General features: G+C 70.0%; 13 protein-coding genes. 1 reads left to right on the top strand and 12 read right to left on the bottom strand.

Annotated elements, in window-relative coordinates:
* The first annotated feature begins 101 nt into the window (after nt 1–101).
* Nucleotides 102–1,976: an ArnT family glycosyltransferase gene (locus IEZ11_RS31030; protein WP_189266236.1), complete on the top strand. Its 1,875-nt coding sequence runs from the start codon at nt 102–104 to the stop codon at nt 1,974–1,976.
* A 55-nt stretch (nt 1,977–2,031) separates the two neighbouring features.
* Here IEZ11_RS31030 and IEZ11_RS31025 read toward each other — a convergent pair whose 3' ends face one another.
* The 12 genes from IEZ11_RS31025 to tal form a co-directional block, all read right to left on the bottom strand.
* Nucleotides 2,032–4,893: a glycoside hydrolase family 2 TIM barrel-domain containing protein gene (locus IEZ11_RS31025; protein WP_189266235.1), complete on the bottom strand. Its 2,862-nt coding sequence runs from the start codon at nt 4,891–4,893 to the stop codon at nt 2,032–2,034.
* Between the two features lie 45 nt (nt 4,894–4,938).
* The gene (locus IEZ11_RS31020; RefSeq protein ID WP_189266234.1) at nt 4,939–5,805 is read right to left on the bottom strand and encodes a carbohydrate ABC transporter permease; all 867 of its coding nucleotides are present in this window, start codon (nt 5,803–5,805) and stop codon (nt 4,939–4,941) included.
* A complete protein-coding gene (locus IEZ11_RS31015; protein WP_189266233.1) occupies nt 5,802–6,770 on the bottom strand; it encodes a carbohydrate ABC transporter permease in 969 nt (322 codons plus the stop codon). Before IEZ11_RS31015 ends, IEZ11_RS31020 begins: the two co-directional genes overlap by 4 nt.
* A gap of 18 nt (nt 6,771–6,788) precedes the next feature.
* Nucleotides 6,789–8,054, bottom strand: coding sequence for an ABC transporter substrate-binding protein (locus tag IEZ11_RS31010; protein ID WP_189266232.1), 1,266 nt, complete (start codon nt 8,052–8,054; stop codon nt 6,789–6,791).
* A gap of 260 nt (nt 8,055–8,314) precedes the next feature.
* Nucleotides 8,315–10,165: a glycoside hydrolase gene (locus tag IEZ11_RS31005; RefSeq protein WP_189266231.1), complete on the bottom strand. Its 1,851-nt coding sequence runs from the start codon at nt 10,163–10,165 to the stop codon at nt 8,315–8,317.
* Nucleotides 10,166–10,176: 11 nt separating this feature from the next.
* Nucleotides 10,177–11,421 (bottom strand): ROK family protein, encoded by a 1,245-nt coding sequence (locus IEZ11_RS31000; protein ID WP_189266230.1) that lies wholly within the window; start codon nt 11,419–11,421, stop codon nt 10,177–10,179.
* Nucleotides 11,422–11,626: 205 nt separating this feature from the next.
* Entirely contained in the window at nt 11,627–12,220 is a 594-nt protein-coding gene (locus IEZ11_RS30995) for a histidine phosphatase family protein (protein WP_189266229.1), read from the bottom strand.
* Nucleotides 12,221–12,226: 6 nt separating this feature from the next.
* Nucleotides 12,227–13,105: a phosphogluconate dehydrogenase (NAD(+)-dependent, decarboxylating) gene (gene gnd / locus IEZ11_RS30990; RefSeq protein WP_189266331.1), complete on the bottom strand. Its 879-nt coding sequence runs from the start codon at nt 13,103–13,105 to the stop codon at nt 12,227–12,229.
* Between the two features lie 5 nt (nt 13,106–13,110).
* Nucleotides 13,111–14,751: a glucose-6-phosphate isomerase gene (pgi, locus tag IEZ11_RS30985; protein WP_189266228.1), complete on the bottom strand. Its 1,641-nt coding sequence runs from the start codon at nt 14,749–14,751 to the stop codon at nt 13,111–13,113.
* Nucleotides 14,744–15,679, bottom strand: coding sequence for a glucose-6-phosphate dehydrogenase assembly protein OpcA (gene opcA / locus IEZ11_RS30980; RefSeq protein WP_189266227.1), 936 nt, complete (start codon nt 15,677–15,679; stop codon nt 14,744–14,746). The genes pgi and opcA overlap by 8 nt, the downstream gene beginning before the upstream one ends.
* A complete protein-coding gene (gene zwf, locus IEZ11_RS30975) occupies nt 15,676–17,244 on the bottom strand; it encodes a glucose-6-phosphate dehydrogenase (protein ID WP_189266226.1) in 1,569 nt (522 codons plus the stop codon). The genes opcA and zwf overlap by 4 nt, the downstream gene beginning before the upstream one ends.
* A complete protein-coding gene (gene tal, locus IEZ11_RS30970; protein WP_189266225.1) occupies nt 17,244–18,386 on the bottom strand; it encodes a transaldolase in 1,143 nt (380 codons plus the stop codon). Before tal ends, zwf begins: the two co-directional genes overlap by 1 nt.
* Between the last annotated feature and the right edge of the window lie 7 nt (nt 18,387–18,393).

Below are 18,393 nucleotides of genomic sequence, written 5' to 3'. Positions count from 1 at the left end.
TCCGGATGTGACGTTCGTCGAGATCCAGTCGTCCTAGAGGCCGTAGCAGTCCAGGGCGCTCTGGAAGTCCTGGACACCGGGAGTTCTGGAGGCCGTCCGCGATGCCGAGCCCTGTCAGCGCCGAGCCGCTCGTCCGTGCCGAGGGGCCGCCGCCCCCGCCGACCCGGGAGCGGAGCCGCACCCAGCGCTACGAGCGACCGTTGCTCGCCGGCATCGCCACCGTCGCCGCGCTGCTCTGCTTCTGGGGCATCTGGCACAGCGCGTACCACGCCTTCTACGCGAGCGCGGTCCGCAGCATGACCGACAACCCGGTCGCCTTCCTCTACGGCTCCTTCGACCCGGGCAACTCCATCACCCTGGACAAACTGCCCGGCTTCCTGTGGCCGCAGGCCCTGTCGGCACTGGTCCTCGGCTTCCACCCCTGGTCCCTGGTGGTCCCGCAGGCACTGGAGGGCGTGGCCTCGGTGGTCCTGCTGCACGTGGTGGTACGGCGCTGGGCCGGCGTACCGGCCGGGCTGCTGGCCGCCGCCTTCCTCACCTTCACCCCGGTGACCGTGGGCCTCGGCCGTTCCGTCACCGAGGACGCGCCGTTCGTCCTGCTGTTGCTGCTGGCCGCCGAGGCCACCCAGCGGGCCACCGCCCGCGCCCGGCCGCGCACCCTGGTCCTGGCGGGCGTCTGGGTCGGGGCGGCCTTCCAGTGCAAGATGCTGGAGGCCTGGGCGGTGCTGCCCGCGCTGGCCGTGACCTACCTGGTGGCCGCGCCGACCACGCTGCGCCGCCGGATCCGGGACCTCGCCGTGTCCGGGGCGGTCATGCTGGCGGTCTCCCTGTCCTGGATGCTGGCCGCCGGCCTCACCCCGGCCGCCGCCCGTCCCTATCTCGACGGCACCACCGACAACTCGCCGATCGCCCTGGTCGTCGGCTACAACTTCCTGACCCGCTTCCAGACGCTGGGCGTCGACGCGGCCGGCACCGGGAGCATCGTCGCGGACCGGGCGCACGGCAGGGCCTCGGTGGGGATGGGGGACAGCGTCTGGAAGATGTTCAGCCCCGGGCTGGCCAGTCAGACGGGCTGGCTCTACCCGCTGGCGGCGCTGGGCCTGGCCGCCGGGCTGGTCGCGCTCCGGCGCCGCCGCCCGCGGCGCACCGATCCCTTCCTGGCCGGGTACCTGCTGTGGGGCGTCTGGCTGGTGACGTTCTTCCTGGTCTTCAGCTTCGGCAGCGTGACCGGACACACCTACTACATGGGAGTGGTGGCGGTCGGCCTGTCGGCCCTGGCCGCGACGGCCGTGACCCGGGTGCGGCGCCGCAGCGTGCTGTGCGCGGTCCTCGCCGTCAACGTCGGCTGGTGCGCGGCCCTCACCCTCTACTACCCGCACTTCTTCACCTGGTCGGTCGGTGTCGCCGTGGTCCTGGCCCTGCCGGCGCTGGTCCTCTTCGCCGTCGGCGGGTCGCGTCCGCGCCGAAGTGCCCTGGCCGTCGCCCTCGCCGCGGTCCTGGTCGTCCCCGCCGTCTGGTCCGTGTCGGCGACCTCCCTGCGCTACAACCAGCCCGGCGGCTTCGGCCGGATCGGCCCCGGCAGCATCGCCACCCGCAACGCCGCCTCCACCCTGAACCCGGCCCAGCAGCGCGTCCTCGCCTATCTCACCGCACACCGCGACGGCGCCCGCTACCTGGCCGCCGTGCCCCGCTGGCAGATGGCGGCGCCGTACATCCTGTCGGACAACGCCGCCATCCTCCCGCTCGGCGGCTTCACCGCGCATGTGCCGTACCCCGCGCCCGGCACCTTCCACCACCTGATCGACACCGGGCGGCTCCGCTACGTCCTGCTCTCCGCGGCCGACCTCACCCACCGCGCCCGGGATGCGAGGACCCCGGGCCGGGCCCTGGTGCGCTGGGCCATCGGCCACTGCTCACCCGTCCATGTCGCGCGCTACACCCTGTACCGCTGCGGGGCCGCCGGGCACCGACGCTGAACGGACCGGAGGCCCCGGACCAGGCACGGTCCGGGGCCTCGCGGGGCGGTGCGGATCAGCCGACGTCCGCGAACACGAAGGAGAACTCGACGGGTCCGGCCAGGAGTCGGTACGGCGGCAGGACGCCGGGCCCGCAGGACTGCGAGCCGATGCCGTGCTGGCCGTGGTCCAGGTTGACCCATACCGTGTCACCGGGGGTGAGATCGGTGCGGTGGGCCGCCGCGTCCAGCTGTTCGGTGGTCCAGCGGCGGGCCGTGAACCAGAACTCCGGGTCGCCCTCGATGCGCAGCCCGCCGAGCTCCGCCCAACGGACGTCCGCGCGGGCGCCGTTCTCCTGCGGGCGGACGTACGGCGTCTGCAGGTCGTCCACCGTCGACTGCCAACGGCCCAGCACCGACGCCGCCCTGGTGTCCGGATACGCCTCGCCCGGCCCGCCGCCGAACCAGCGCACGCGGTCGGCCGCCGACAGCCCGAAGCGGACGCCGAGCCGGGGCAGCGGCACCGTCCAGTCGCCGTCGGGAGTCACGGAGACGGTGAGCCGGAGGCGGCTGCCGTCCGTGGTCCAGCGGTAGACCGTCACCAGCCCGAACTCCCAGGCGGCGGGCGCCACCCGGGTGCGCACGGTCAGGGTGTCGCCGACCGCTTCCACCGCGTCCAGGCGGTGCCGCATGCGGTGCAGACCGAACTTCCGCCACAGGGCGCCGTAGCGGATGTCGCTCTGCCAGGCCGCGCCGTCGTCGTTGTCGGTGGTCGCCCGCCACACGTCCAGCCGCAGACCGGTCACCGGCACCGAGCCGATGCTCCGCAGCGCGCCGCTGCGCGCGTCGAAGACGGCCGGGCCGAGGGCGATCAGCCCGTCGCCGGACACCACGGGCCCGCCGGAGGCGGCGAAGGACGGCAACTGCCGCCCCGAGACGGGGACCTGTCCCCAGGCCACCACATGGCCGCGCGGTCCCCAGCCGGTGTCGGCCGCCAGCAGGGCGCGTACCGTCCACTGCGTCTCGCCGCCGCCGGTGACGACCGGCGGCTCCGGCAGCTTCACCTCCGCCGACTCACCGGCCGCCAGGGCCGGCACGCCCAGGCTGCCGGACTCGACGGTCTCGCCACCGACCTGGTACGACCACTCGAAGTCGAGCGCCGAAAGATCGGCGAAGTCCTGCTTGTTGGTGACGCGGACGGTGGCGCCGTCGCCCTCGATACGGACGGGCTCGATCACCTTCTTGTACTCCACCAGCCCGGGGGAGGGCCGCCGGTCGGGGAAGACCAGCCCGTCGCAGACGAAGTTCCCGTCGTGCAGCTCCTCGCCGAAGTCGCCGCCGTACGCGTACTCGTAGCGGTCGTCCTTGATGCCGTGGTCGATCCACTCCCAGATGAAGCCGCCCTGGAGCCGGTCGTACGACTCGAAGATCTGCTGGTAGTCGGCGAGGCCACCGGGGCCGTTGCCCATCGCGTGCCCGTACTCGCAGAGGATGAAGGGGAGTTGACGGCGCCTGTGGGTGCCGCCGTCGAGACCCTGGCCGATCCGCTCGACCTCGGCGTGGTCGGCGTACATCCGTGAGTACACGTCCGTGTCACGGCAGTCGATGTCACCCTCGTAGTGCACCAGCCGCGACGCGTCGCGGCCGTGAATCCACTCGGACATCGCGGTCAGGCCGCGTCCGGTGCCGGCCTCGTTGCCCAGGGACCAGATCACCACCGACGGGTGGTTCTTGTCGCGCTCGACCATCCGGGCGGCCCGGTCGAGCAGGGCCGGGGTCCAGCGGTCGTCGTCCACGGGGTTGTCGCGCCAGGCCTGTTCGGTGAAGCCGTGCGTCTCCAGGTCGCACTCGTCGATCACCCACAGGCCGAACTCGTCGCACAGGTCCAGGAAGGCCGGGTGCGGCGGGTAGTGGGAGGTGCGGACCGCGTTGATGTTGTGCCGCTTCATCAGCAGCACGTCCGCGCGCATGGTCTCCAGGTCCAGGGCGCGGCCCCGCTCGGGGTGCCACTCGTGCCGGTTGACGCCCTTGAAGAGGACGGGCCGGCCGTTGACCTTGATCAGCCCGTCGGCCAGCTCCACCGTCCGGAAGCCGATGCGCAGCGGTACCCGCTCGCCCTCGGTGGCCAGCACCCCGTCGTACAGCCTGGGGGTCTCGGCCGTCCACGCCTCGACCGGGACGGTCGCCGGCTCGCCGGTGGCGATGTCGATGCCCAGCTCCGGCACGGTGACCCGGCCGGCCACGTCGGAGTCGACGCGCAGCGTGCCCGCGCCGGTCACATGGTCGTAGGAGGCGTGCACGAAGAAGTCGAGGACGCTGCCGGCCGGGCGGTGCAGCAGGGTCACGTCCCGGAAGATGCCGGGCAGCCACCACTGGTCCTGGTCCTCCAGGTAGGAGCCGGCCGACCACTGGTGGACGCGGACGGCGAGCACGTTGCCGGCCGGCTTCAGCAGATGGCCGACGGCGAACTCGTGCGGCAGCCGGGAGCCCTTGAACTCGCCGATGTCCGTGCCGTTCAGCCACACCCGGGCGCAGGACTCGACGCCGTCGAAGCGCAGCACCGTCCCGCCGTCCGCCGGGTCCCAGCCGTCGGGCAGGTCGAAGAACCGCAGGTGGTCGCCGGTGGGGTTCTCGGTCGGGACCCTCGGCGGGTCGACCGGGAACGGGTAGAGGTGGTTCGTGTAGACCGGAGCGCCGTGCCCCTGGAGCACCCAGTGCCCCGGGACCGAGACCTTCGCCCAGCCACCGGCGTCGTACCCCGGCTCGGCGAACGAGTCGTCCTCGGCGTCGGCGGTGGGCGACAGCCGGAAGCGCCAGTCACCGTTCAGGGAGAGGGACGCGGCGTCCGAGGCGGGGTACCAGGCGCGGGGCGGCAGGGCCCCGGAGCCCGGTGAGACGTCCTCGACGTGGTCGGCGGCCGTGGCGGGGCGGAAAGACATCGGTCTCCAGGTCTTTCGAGGTGTGTTCGAGGTGTGTTCGCGGTGTCAGCCCTTGATACCGGTCTGCGCGATCCCCTGGACCAGCCAGCGCTGGAGGAAGAGGAAGACGAACACCAGCGGCAGGATGGAGATGGCGGTGGCCATGAAGATCAGGTGGAAGTTGACGGTCTGGTTGGTCATGAAGGAGGAGAGCGCGATCTGCACCGTCCAGGAACTCGGGTCCTGGCCGATGACCAGCGGCCACAGGAAGGAGTTCCAGGCGCTGATGAAGGTGATGGTGGCGATCGCCGCGAAGAAGTTCAGCGAGTTGGGTACGACGATCCGCCAGTACGCGCCCCAGTACCCGAGCCCGTCCACGCGTGCCGCCTCCTCCAGCTCCTTCGGGAATCCGAGGAAGTACTGCCGGAAGAGGAAGCAGGTGAAACCACTGAACAGGCCCGGGATGATCAGACCGCGGTAGGTGTCCACCCAGCCGAGGGACGAGACCAGCACGAAACTGGGCACGAAGGTGACGGCGGTGGGGACCATCAGGGTCGCCAGGACCGCGTAGAAGACCTTGTTGGCGTGCCTGTACGGGATACGGGCCAGGCCGTACCCGGCCAGGGAGCACACCAGGAGCGTGCCGGTCGTGGTGAGGACGGCCACGACCAGCGAGTTCACCATGGAACGGCCGAACTCGACGGTGGGGTCGTCGAACAGTTCGGAGATGTTGCCCCACTGGAAGGAGGGCAGCACCTTCCAGTTCTCGCCCGTGATCTCCAGGTCCGTGGAGAGGGCGTTGCGGAAGATCAGGTAGAAGGGGATCAGGAAGAGCAGGGCGGCGATGCCGACGGCGACGTACAGCCCCGTGTTGCCGAGGACGCCGCCGCCCTGCCTGCGGCGCTTGCCGGCCTGGGACGTGGTGGTGGTCACTTGGACTCGTCCCCCCTTCCGAATCCCATGAACTTGCCCTGGATCAGGGTGACGAGGCAGATGAGCAGCGACAGGATGACCGCGCCCGCGCTGCCCGCGCCGTAGTCCTGGCTGGTGCCGAGGGCGGTCTTGTAGAGCTCCATGAGCGGTGTCTGGGCCCAGGTCGCCTTCTGGCCGACGATGTTGAAGAACTCGTCGAAGGCCTGGTAGGCGGCGATGAGCAGCAGCAGGATCACCGCGGTCGAGGTGGCGCGCAGCTGCGGCAGCGTGATGTACCGGAAGGTCTGCCAGCCCCGCTTGGCGCCGTCGATGGCGGCGGCCTCGTACAGCTCGGCGGGGATGTTCTGGAGCGCCGCCAGGAACAGGATCATGTAGAAGCCCGACTGGATCCACAGCCGCAGGGTCACGATGACCAGCCAGTACCAGGGCGGAGTGGGGTTGGACATCCATGCGATGGTGTCGGCGCCGAACCAGCCGATGACCGTGTTCGCGAGTCCGAAGCGGACACCGCTGAAGATGGACATCTTCCAGATCAGGGCGGCGGCCACGTACGAGACCGCGGTCGGCAGGAAGAACACCGACCGGAAGAACGCCCGCATGAACCGCAGCTGGTTCACGAGCAGCGCGAGCCCGAGCGACAGCGCCCAGGTGGTCGGCACGATGAACGCGGCGAACACCGTGAAGGTCAGCAGCGAGTCGGGGAAGCCGCTGTTGGTGAGGATCTGCTTGTAGTTGTCGAAGCCGATGAAATGGCTCGGCGTGACGGTGTAGCGGGCGTCGAAGAAGCTGAGCCAGATGCTCCAGCCGATCGGCACGATGACGAAGATCGCCAGCCCGACGAGGAAGGGCCCGGTGAAGAGCCAGAAGTTCACGGTCGGGTTGCCCCGCAGGCCCCGCCGCGGCCGGGCCGGGGAGGCCTTGGCCGGGGCGGGCTGGGCGACCCCGCGTGTGGTGGTGGTCGACATGTCGTGGTTCCCGGTCGCCTATCCGAACAGCTTCTTCAGCTCGACGTTGACCTTCTTGTCGCAGGTGTCGAGCGCCGCCTCGGGGTCGCCGTTCTTACGGACGGAGGACGCGATCACATCGGCGAACGCGGTCTGCATCGTCTGGTCGTAGGCGATGTTGTCGAAGTGGCCGTAGTCGGTGAAGAGCTTCACGCCCTCGGCGGCCAGACCGGACTTGAGCTTGGTGGCCCCGCTGGCGATCGAGGTGCGCGGCGGGATGTGGAAGCCGTACGAGGTGGCCCAGTCCTCCTGGTACTTCTTCTGGTCGATCCACAGCCACTTGACGTACTCCTTGGCCGCGTCGACGTTGTTGCCCTTGGCGTTGACGAAGATCGACCAGCCGCCGTTGTAGACGGACAGCTTGCCGGCGCTGCCGATCTTCGGGAACGGGAAGATGCCGAGGTCGTCGCCGAGGGCCTTCTGCATGGCCGGCATGGACCACATGCCGCCCCACTGGATGGCACACAGGCCCTGGTTGAGCGAGGACGGGTCCCAGAAGTCGGTCGGCGCGTCCAGGAGCACGTTGCCGCTGGTGAACAGCTTGCGAAGCTGCTTGAGGCCCCCGATGACGCCGTCCGTGTGGTAGGCGATCTCGTTCTTGTCGTTGATGGTGTCGGCGCCGGCGGACCAGATGATGGGGTTCTGGATCGCGCTGAAGTCGTTGCCGAGGAAGACGCCCTTGACCTTGCTGGTGGTCAGCTTGGCGGCGGCCTCCAGCAGCTCGTCGAGCGTGGTGGGCACGTCGACCTTGGCCTTCTCCAGCATCGACTTGCGGTAGTAGAAGAACTGCGGGTCGTCGATCATCCGGATCCCGTAGATCTTCCCGTCGACCGTGTGGGAGTTGATGTCGTTCGGGTTGAAGTCGTCCTTGACCGGGTCGATGATGTCGCTCAGGTCCGCCACCTGGCCGCTCTTGACGAGCTGGAGCTGCGGGTGGAACTCGAAGACGTCGGGCGCCTTCTTGGTGAGCAGGGCCGCGAACAGCGCGGACTCGAAGTTGTTGCCCGTGATCCAGTTGGTGCTCACGTCGGCCTTCTTGTAGGCCGCGGCGTACCGCTTGAGGGCCTGCTCCGTCCCCGCCTCGCCGTAGGCGTGGAAGTACTGGGTGAGCTGGGTGCCCGACCCGCTGCCCCCGCCTCTGCCGTTGTTGCTGCCGCACGCGGCCAGCGTGCCGGCGGCGGCCACGCCCGCGGCCGCCCGGAAGATGGAGCGGCGGGACCAGTTGTTGTTGCTCGGTGCCGACATGCTGACGTCCTTGTCTGTCGAGTGCGGCTGCGGTTCTACGGCTGTGGGAGGCCCTGAAAACCTCGGGAGCCAGATGGCCGAAATTGTGTTGCGGAGCGGGACGTTAACCTTCGGCTAACACTTCGGCAAGAGGTTGGACGAAGTCTGCGCGAAACGTTGTACCTGGTTCGGGATGACGAACAGGGGGGAAAGCAGGGTGAGTTGAGAGCCGCCGGGCCAGGGGGTGGCCGGCGGCCCTCGGTCGGGGCGGTGAGGTGCGGTTACTGTCTGGTCCAGACCTCATTGGTGCCGCTGTTGCAGCTGTAGAGGATCACCTTGCCGCCGTCGGCGGTGGACTGTCCGCTGACGTCCAGGCACTTGCCGGACGCCTCGCCGAGGATCTGGCCGTTGGCGTTCAGCAGCCAGCGCCCGCTCGCGTCGCCGGTGGGATCGGCGGTGACCGTCAGACCGGAACCGGAGGCCGTCAGATAGCCGTTCGCGCCCTTCAGGGTGCCGTTCGCGTCGTACGACCAGGACTGGTCCGCGGCGCCCGTGCAGGTGGCGATGGCGGCCCCGGTGGCGTCCGCCGTCAGGCACTTGCCGGACTGCTTGCCCACCAGCGCGCCGGTGACCGCCGAACTGCCGTGGCCCTTCTGGTCGAAGACGTACGTCGTGATCGAGCGGGCCGCCAGTGTCGTGGCGACCGTCCCCGCGCTCACCGACGGTTTCGCGACGTCGGCCCAGTCCTCGGTGGCCGACGTGCGCACCGCCTCCCTGGCCCGAACCGGTGTCGCGCTGTTGAAGTGCAGGCTCAGCGGGGTGTCGGTGGCGTTCTGGTTGTTCACCACGACCACCCACTTGCCGTCCCTGTCGTACGACGACACCTCGACCCCGTCCGGCGCCCCGGTCACGTTGTGCGCGACCGAGCCGGGTTTCACGAACTTGCTGTACTGGCCCAGCGCGTAGTACCGCTTGGTGAAGTACAGCGTCTGGTTGCCGTTCGTCGCGTAGTCGGGGTCGTAGTAGATCAGGCCGTCGTTCCAGCCGACGTCGTTCTTCGCGTACGGGTCGGTGCCGTAGCCGCTGGCCAGTGCCACCCACCACTGGAAGGCCGAGTCGTGGGCGCTCGCGAAGTCCTTGTAGATGATCCGGGACATCAGCAGGGCGTTGTCGATCGACGGGTCGTACTCCTGGTTCCAGCCCGTCGAGCCCTTGCCGAAGCAGCAGATCTCCGAGGCCCAGGACTTCTGGCCGACGGTCCTCGACGTCTCGTAGACGTTGCCGAGCTGGCCGTCGCTGGGGTTGTTGTAGGTGTGGTGGGCCAGCGCGGACACGTACTGCGCGGTGTCCGGCTGCGAGATCCACTGCGGGAGTTCGGAGACGAACTGGGTCGTCTGGCTCGACTCGTCCGCGATGACCGAGGTCTTCTGGTGCCGGGCCCGCTGCTCGGCACCGAGCGCCCGCACGATGTCGTCCCGCTGGTCGACCGTGACCTGCATGCCCTCCTGGCCGCACGAACCGAAGTCGTTGTCGGGTTCGTTGAAGGGGCTGATGTAGTCCAGCTTCACGCCCTGGCGGGCGAAGTGGTCGGTGACGTCGGCGATGTAGTTCGCGTAGGCGGTCTCGTTCTCCGCCTTCAACTGGCCGCCGCAGCTCTGCCCGTTGGTGGTCCACTGGGCGGGCGCGCTGTTGACGAAGCCGATCAGGTCCTCGACGCCGTACTTCGCGGCGTACCTGAGGAAGGTCCGGCCGCCCTTGTCCCTGCTCCAGTCGTAGGAGCCGTCGGCGTTCAGGAAGTCCTCGGCGACCCGCGCCGGGGTGCTGACCGCGACCCCGCCGCCGCCGATGTTGTAGCGGTACGAACTGAGGTCCAGGCCCTTCTTGGAGAACAGCAGCTTCGCCACCCGGGCCTGGACCTTGGGGGAGAAGTGCTGCAGGTCGTTGACCCACCAGGCGCCCGAGGCGCCGATGTCGTCGATGGTCTGGGCGGCGTGCGGGGAGACCTCGGCCGCGGCGGCGGTGCCGGTGGCGGCCGAGGTGGGCGGGGCGGATATCAGGGGTCCGGCGACGGCCAGTGCGGCCGCGGCCGTCAGGAGAACCGATCTCCTGCGGTGGGGGTGAGACACGTGCATCCCTTCCGTCGTCATGAAGGCGGTGCGGTTCGGCTCCGTGCGGGGGTGGTGCGTTTCGGTGACCTCTGTCCCACGGCCTGCAGGGCGCCCTCCAGGGCGAACGTGGCCGCGCCCAGGCAGACCGGGTCGGTGGGGACGGGAGAGAGGACGATCTCGGTGGCGGCGAACGGCCGCCGCAGCGCGTGCCGTCGGACGGCCTCGCGTACTTCGTCGAGCAGCGGTGCGCCCAGCTTCTTGGCGACCCAGCTGCTGAGCACGACCACCTCGGGGTTGTACACGTTCACCAGGTCCGCGATGCCCGCGCCCAGGTAACGGGCCGTGTCGCGGACCACCTTGACGGCCACCGGGTCGCCCGCGGCGACCCCCAGGGCCAGGGCGTCGATGGTGGCCGTCTGGTCCTCGGGGTGCAACAGCGGGCTGCGGGGGCCGAGTTCGCGCAGGTTGAGCATGATGCCGGGGGCGCCGACGTACGTCTCGACGCAGCCGTGGTTGCCGCAGTGGCACAGCCGCCCGTCCAGGACCAGCGTCGTGTGGCCCCACTCCCCGGCGCTGTTGCTGACCCCCCGGTACAGGCCGCCGCCGAGGACCAGTCCGGCGCCCACCCCGGTCCCGAGGTTCACCACCACGGCGTCCTCGCGGCCGCGCGCCGCCCCGAACCACAGCTCGGCCACCGCGCTCGCCCGCAGCGGGTTGTCCAGGTGCAGGGGGTAGGCGATGTACTCGGCGAGCAGGTCGAGCAACGGCACGTCGTGCCAGTCCCAGTTGGGCGCGTACTCGGCGATGCCGGTGGCCCGGTCCACCTGCCCCGGCACGCTCACCCCGACGCCCAGCACCCGCGCGCCCTCGATCCCGGCCTGGGCGACCACCGCGCCGACCGCCGCGGCCACCTGGCCCACCGCCTGCTCCGGCCGGCTCTCCCCGGGGCGCATGTCCTCCACCGCGCGGGCCAGCACGTTCAGCCCCAGGTCGAACAGTTCCACCCGGACGTAGGTCTCCGCCATGTCGACGCCGATCAGCGCGCCGCCCGAGGCGTTCACCGCGACGAGCCCCCGGGGCCGGCCGCCCGCGGAGTCCTCGAAGCCGACCTCCGTGATCATCCGGAGGTCAAGCAGCTCGCCGACGAGGGTGGCGACGGTGGCCACGCTCAGCCCGGTGGCGGCCGCCAGCGTCTGCCGGGAGGTGGGGGACTGGGCGATGATCTGGCGCAGCACCTCGTAGCGGTTCGCGGTGCGGATGTCACGCGATGTGCGCTTCACGCGGCTGCCCCTCCCATCCCGTCACGGCCGGGCCGGGTCGTACGACGGCACCGGCGCGGCGCAAGGCTATGGGCTTCCCGGGACTTTCGACAAGGGGTTAGGAAATGGGCCGTAGAAACTTTCCCGAGCGCCGCCGGAGGATTGCCGGGCGCCAACATGACGAAGCGGCCCACCAGTTGTCACTGGCGGGCCGCTTCGAGGTCCGCTACGGCCGCTTGTTCCACTCGGTGATCACGGGCCACCCGTGCTCGGTGGACAACCGGCTGACCGTGCCGGTCGCCAACTGGAACAGCCTGCCCTCGGCGGGCGGCAGCCCCAGGCGGCGCGCCGTCAGCACGCGCAGGAAGTGGGCGTGGGCCACCAGGATCACGTCACCGGTGCCGCTGGTGAGTGCCGCCTCGACCTTCCTGAGCACCCGGTCGGCCCGTGCGCCGATCTGTTCCGGCGACTCACCGGGGTGGCCCTCCGGGCCCGGGGGCACGCCGTCGGTCCACAGGTACCAGTCCGGGCGGGAGCGGTGGATCTCCGCCGTGGTGATGCCCTCGTAGCCGCCGTAGTCCCATTCGTGCAGGTCGGGGTCGGCCACGACCCCGGGCAGACCGGCCAGTTCGGCCGTGCGTATCGCGCGGTCCAGCGGGCTGGCCAGAACCAGTGCATAGGTCCGGTCGGTGAGGAGCGGAGCGAGTGACTTGGCCTGTTCCTCGCCGTGCTGGGTGAGGGGCAGGTCGGTCCAGCTGGTGTGCTGTCCCGACACGCTCCACTCCGTCTCACCGTGGCGGACCAGAAGAAGGTCCCCCACGGCGCCCTACTCCTTCGACTCGACGGCGTGTCCGCCGAACTGGTTGCGCAGCGCCGCGATCATCTTCATCTGCGGGGAGTCGTCCTGGCGGGACGCGAACCGGGCGAACAGGGAGGCCGTGATCGCGGGCAGCGGCACCGCGTTGTCGATGGCCGCCTCGACCGTCCAGCGGCCCTCGCCCGAGTCCTGCGCGAAGCCCTTCAGCTTGTCCAGGTGCTCGTCGTCGTCCAGCGCGTTGACCGCGAGGTCGAGCAGCCAGGAACGGATGACCGTGCCCTCCTGCCAGGAGCGGTAGACCTCACGGACGTTGTCCACCGACTTGACCTTCTCAAGAAGCTCCCAGCCCTCCGCGTACGCCTGCATCATGGCGTACTCGATGCCGTTGTGGACCATCTTGGAGAAGTGCCCGGCGCCGACCTTGCCGGCGTGGACATAGCCGTACGGGCCCTCCGGCTTGAGCGCCTCGAAGATCGGGTGCAGCCGCTCGACGTGCTGCTTGTCGCCGCCGACCATCAGGGCGTAGCCGTTCTGCAGGCCCCACACACCGCCGGAGACCCCGGCGTCGACGAAGCCGATGCCCTTGATGGCGAGTTCGGCGGCGTGCTTCTCGTCGTCCGTCCAGCGGGAGTTGCCGCCGTCCACCACGGTGTCGCCCTCGGACAGCAGGTCCTTCAGCTCGTCGACGACGGACTGGGTGGCGTGGCCCGCCGGGACCATCACCCACACCACGCGCGGGGCGTCGAGCTTCTCGACCAGTTCTTCCAGGGACTTGACGTCGGAGACGTCGGGGTTGCGGTCGTAGCCGATGACGGTGTGCCCTGCGCGGCGGATCCGCTCGCGCATGTTGCCGCCCATCTTGCCGAGGCCGATCAGTCCGAGCTGCATGTCGTTCACTTCCTAAGCGTTCGGTACGTCGAGACGAGGGCGGTGGTGGACGGGTCGAGGCCGGGGACCTCGGCGCCCTCGGTGAGCGCGGGCTCGATGCGCTTGGCGAGGACCTTGCCCAGCTCCACGCCCCACTGGTCGAAGGAGTCGATGTTCCAGATCGCGCCCTGCACGAAGACCTTGTGCTCGTAGAGGGCGATCAGCTGGCCGAGGACCGACGGGGTCAGTTCGCGGGCCAGGACCGTGGTGGTGGGGTGGTTGCCCTTGAAGGTGCGGTGCGCCACCTGCTCCTCGGCCACGCCCTCCGCGCGGGCCTCGTCGGCGGTCTTGCCGAAGGCCAGCGCCTGGGTCTGGGCGAAGAAGTTCGCCATCAGCAGGTCGTGCTGCGCCTTCAGTTCACCGCTCAGCTCGGCGACCGGCTCGGCGAAGCCGATGAAGTCCGCCGGGATCAGCTTGGTGCCCTGGTGGATCAACTGGTAGTACGCGTGCTGGCCGTTGGTGCCCGGCGTGCCCCACACCACGGGACCCGTCTGCCACTGGACCGGCCGGCCCTCCCGGTCCACCGACTTGCCGTTGGACTCCATGTCCAGCTGCTGGAGATACGCCGTGAACTTCGACAGGTAGTGGCTGTAGGGCAGCACCGCGTGCGACTGGGCGTCGTGGAAGTTGCCGTACCAGACGCCCAGCAGGCCCAGCAGCAGAGGCGCGTTGGCCTCGGCGGGGGCGGTGCGGAAGTGCTCGTCGACCAGGTGGAAGCCGTCGAGCATCTCGCGGAACCGGTCCGGGCCGATGGCGATCATCAGCGAGAGGCCGATGGCGGAGTCGTAGGAGTAGCGGCCGCCGACCCAGTCCCAGAACTCGAACATGTTGTCCGGGTCGATGCCGAACTCCGTCACCTTCCCGGCGTTCGTCGACAGTGCCACGAAGTGCCTGGCCACCGCCTTCTCGTCGCCTCCCAGCCCGTCCAGGAGCCAGGTGCGGGCCGAGGTGGCGTTGGTGATCGTCTCGATCGTGGTGAACGTCTTCGAGGCGACGATGAACAGCGTCTCCGCCGGGTCCAGGTCGCGGGTCGCCTCGTGCAGGTCCGCGCCGTCCACGTTGGAGACGAAGCGGAACGTCAACTCCCGTGCGGTGAAAGCCCGCAGGGCCTCGTAGGCCATCGCCGGGCCCAGGTCGGAGCCGCCGATGCCGATATTGACGACGTTGCGGATGCGCCTGCCGGTGTGCCCGGTCCACTCGCCCGAGCGCACCCGCCCGGCGAAGTCGGCCATCTTGTCGAGGACCGCGTGCACCTGCGGCACCACGTTCTCGCCGTCGACCTCGACCACCGCGTCGCGCGGGGCGCGCAGGGCGGTGTGCAGGACCGCCCGCCGCTCGGTGATGTTGATCTTCTCGCCGCGGAACATGGCGTCCCGCAGCCCGAACACGTCGGTGGCGGCGGCCAGTTCCCGGAGCAGGGCGAGGGTCTCGTCCGTGATCAGGTGCTTGCTGTAGTCGATGTACAGGTCGCCGACCCGTACGACATACCGCTCGGCGCGCGCCGGGTCGGCCGCGAACAGCTCACGCAGGACGGGCTGTCCTTCGGCCCGGTGGTCCTCCAGGGCGGCCCACTCGGGTCGCCGGGTGAGCTCGGGGGTGTCAGACATGGGAAGCGGTCTCCTCGGTTGCCTCGCCGCGCAGGGCGATGGCGTACATCTCGTCGGCGTCGAGGCGGCGCAGTTCCTCGGCGATGAGTTCGGAGGTGGGGCGGACCTTCAGGGCGAGGGTGCGCGGCGGCTGGCCCGGCAGGGTCAGGCTGGCCAGCGGGCCCTCGGGGCGGTCGATGACGATCTCGCCGGTCGCGGTGCCGAGCCGGACCTTCGTGACGACCGGGCCGGGGGAGACCACGCGGTCCACCTTGACCTTCAGCCGGGCCTCCAGCCAGCGGGCGAGGAGTTCGGCGCTCGGGTTGTCCGCCTCGGCCTCCACGGCCGCCGAGGTCACGTCGGCACGGGCCTGGTCGAGGGCGGCGGCCAGCATGGACCGCCACAGGGTGAGCCGGGTCCAGGCGAGGTCGGTGTCGCCGGGCGCGTAGTTGCGGGCGCGGGTCTCCAGCACCTGCATCGGCCGGTCGACCGCGTACAGGTCGGTGATCCGGCGCTGGGCGAGTGCGCCGAGCGGGTCCTTGGAGGGGGTCTCCGGGGCCTCCACCGGCCACCACACCACCACCGGGGCGTCCGGCAGCAGCAGCGGCAGCACCACCGAGTCGGCGTGGTCGGAGACCTCGCCGTAGGTGCGCAGCACGACCGTCTCGCCGGTGCCGGCCTCGGAGCCGACCCGGACCTCGGCGTCCAGCCGGGACGTGGTGCGGTCACGCAGGGTGCGGGCGTGCCGCTTGATGACGACCAGGGTGCGCGAGGGGTGCTCGTGCGAGGCCTCCTCGGCGGCCTTGATCGAGTCGTAGGCGTTCTCCTCGTCCGTGACGATCACCATCGTCAGGACCATGCCCACGGCAGGGGTTCCGATGGCGCGGCGACCCTGCACCAGCGCCTTGTTGATCTTGCTTGCCGTGGTGTCGGTCAGGTCGATCTTCATGGCCTGCGCCAGCTCCGTCCGTCTCGTGCGAGCATCTCGTCGGCTTCCTGAGGTCCCCAGCTGCCCGACTCGTACTGTGCGGGCTTACCATGCTTTGCCCAGTACGTCTCGATCGGGTCGAGGATCTTCCAGGACTCTTCCACTTCCTGGTGACGAGGGAACAAATTGGCGTCGCCGAGCAGCACATCCAGGATGAGCCGCTCGTACGCCTCCGGGCTGGACTCGGTGAACGACTCGCCGTACGCGAAGTCCATCGTGACGTCCCGGATCTCCATCGAGGTGCCCGGCACCTTGGAGCCGAACCGGACGGTCATGCCCTCGTCGGGCTGGACGCGGATGACGATCGCGTTCGCGCCGAGCTCCTCGGTGGCCGTGGAGTCGAAGGGGGAGTGCGGGGCCCGCTTGAAGACCACCGCGATCTCGGTGACCCGGCGCCCCAGCCGCTTGCCGGTGCGCAGGTAGAAGGGGACGCCGGCCCAGCGGCGGTTGTCGATGCCGAGCTTGACGGCCGCGTAGGTGTCGGTCTTCGACTTCGGGTCGATACCGTCCTCCTGGAGGTAGCCGATCACCTTCTCGCCGCCCTGCCAGCCCTCGGCGTACTGGCCGCGCACCGTGTGCCGGCCCAGCTCCTCCGGCAGCCGCACCGACTTGAGGACCTTCAGCTTCTCGGTGAGCAGCGCGTCCGCGTCGAACGCGATCGGCTCCTCCATCGCGGTGAGCGCCATCAGCTGGAGCAGGTGGTTCTGGATGACGTCACGGGCCGAGCCGATGCCGTCGTAGTAGCCCGCCCGGCCGCCGATGCCGATGTCCTCGGCCATGGTGATCTGCACGTGGTCGACGTAGGAGCGGTTCCAGATCGGCTCGTACATCTGGTTGGCGAAGCGCAGCGCCAGGATGTTCTGGACGGTCTCCTTGCCCAGGTAGTGGTCGATGCGGAACACCTGGTCCGGGTCGAACACGTCGTGCACGACCGCGTTCAGGTCCTGCGCGGAGGCCAGGTCGTGGCCGAACGGCTTCTCGATGACCGCCCGCCGCCAGGAGCCCTCCGGCGGGGTCGCCAGGCCGACCTTCTTCAGCTGCTGGACGACCTTGGGGAAGAACTTCGGCGGCACGGAGAGGTAGAAGGCGAAGTTGCCGCCGGTGCCCCGGGACGAGTCCAGCTCGTCCACGGCCGACCTGAGCTGCTTGAACGCCGTGTCGTCGTCGAAGTCGCCCGGGATGAACCGCATGCCCTCGGCGAGCTGCTGCCAGACCTCCTCGCGGAACGGGGTCCGGGAGTGCTCGCGCACCGCGTCGTGGACGACCTGCGCGAAGTCCTGGTCCGCCCAGTCCCGGCGGGCGAAGCCGACCAGGGAGAAGCCCGGCGGCAGCAGGCCGCGGTTGGCCAGGTCGTAGACGGCCGGCATCAGCTTCTTGCGGGACAGGTCACCGGTCACCCCGAAGATGACCAGGCCCGACGGACCCGCCACCCGCGGCAGCCGCCGGTCGCGCGGGTCACGCAGCGGGTTGTCCCAGTCGGCGGCGGGCACCACCGGCACCCGCGCCTCCTTGGCGGTCTCGCTCATTACGCCTCAACTCCCTTGCTGTCCAGGGACTTCGTGACGGCGTCCAGCAGGTCCTGCCAGGCCACCGCGAACTTGGCGACGCCCTCGTCCTCCAGCTTGCCGACGACCTCGTCGTAGGAGATGCCGAGCTTCTCGACGGCCGCCAGGTCGGCACGTGCCTGGTCGTAGCCGCCGGTCACCGTGTCGCCGTGGATGTCACCGTGGTCGGCGGTCGCGTTCAGCGTCGCCTCCGGCATGGTGTTGACGGTGCCGGGCGCGACCAGCTCGTCGACGTAGAGGGTGTCCTTGTACGCCGGGTCCTTCACGCCGGTGGACGCCCACAGGGGGCGCTGGCGGTGGGCGCCCGCGGACTCCAGGGCGGTCCAGCGGCCACCGGCGAAGACCTGCTCGTACGCCTCGTAGGCGAGCCGCGCGTTGGCCAGTGCCGCCCGGCCCTTGAGCCCGAGCGCCTCGTCGGAGCCGACGGCCGTCAGCCGCTTGTCGATCTCGCTGTCGACGCGGGAGACGAAGAAGGAGGCCACGGAGTGGATGGTGGCGAGGTCCAGGCCCTTGGCGGCGGCCTGCTCCAGGCCGGCCAGGTAGGCGGCCATGACCTCGCGGTAGCGCTCCAGGGAGAAGATCAGCGTGACGTTGACGCTGATGCCCTGGGCGATGACCTCGGTGATGGCCGGGAGGCCGGCCTTCGTCGCCGGGATCTTGATCATCACGTTGGGGCGGTCGACCAGCCAGGCGAGCTGCCGGGCCTCGGCGACCGTGGCCGCCGTCGCGTGGGCGAGGCGCGGGTCGACCTCGATGGAGACCCGGCCGTCCCGGCCGTCCGTCGCGTCGTACACCGGGCGCAGCACGTCGGCCGCGGCCCGTACGTCCTGGGTGGTCATCATCCGCACGGCCTCGTCGACCGTGACCCCCCGCACCGCGAGGTCGGCGAGCTGCTCCTCGTAGCCCTCGCCGGAGCCGATGGCGGCCTGGAAGATCGACGGGTTCGTGGTCACGCCCACCACACCGCGGTCCGCGACGAGCGCGGCGAGGTTGCCGGTGCTGATCCGCTTGCGCGACAGGTCGTCCAGCCAGATCGAGACGCCCTCGTCGGAGAGGCGCTTGAGTGCTCCCGCGGTGGCGGTTGCTTCGGTCACAGTGATCATCTTCCTC

This window comes from Streptomyces fuscichromogenes (assembly GCF_014645815.1).
In the GTDB taxonomy this organism is placed as follows: Bacteria; Actinomycetota; Actinomycetes; order Streptomycetales; family Streptomycetaceae; genus Streptomyces; species Streptomyces fuscichromogenes.
The sequence above is the reverse complement of the archived record's forward strand: the minus strand, read 5'-3'. Positions and strand labels throughout refer to the sequence as shown.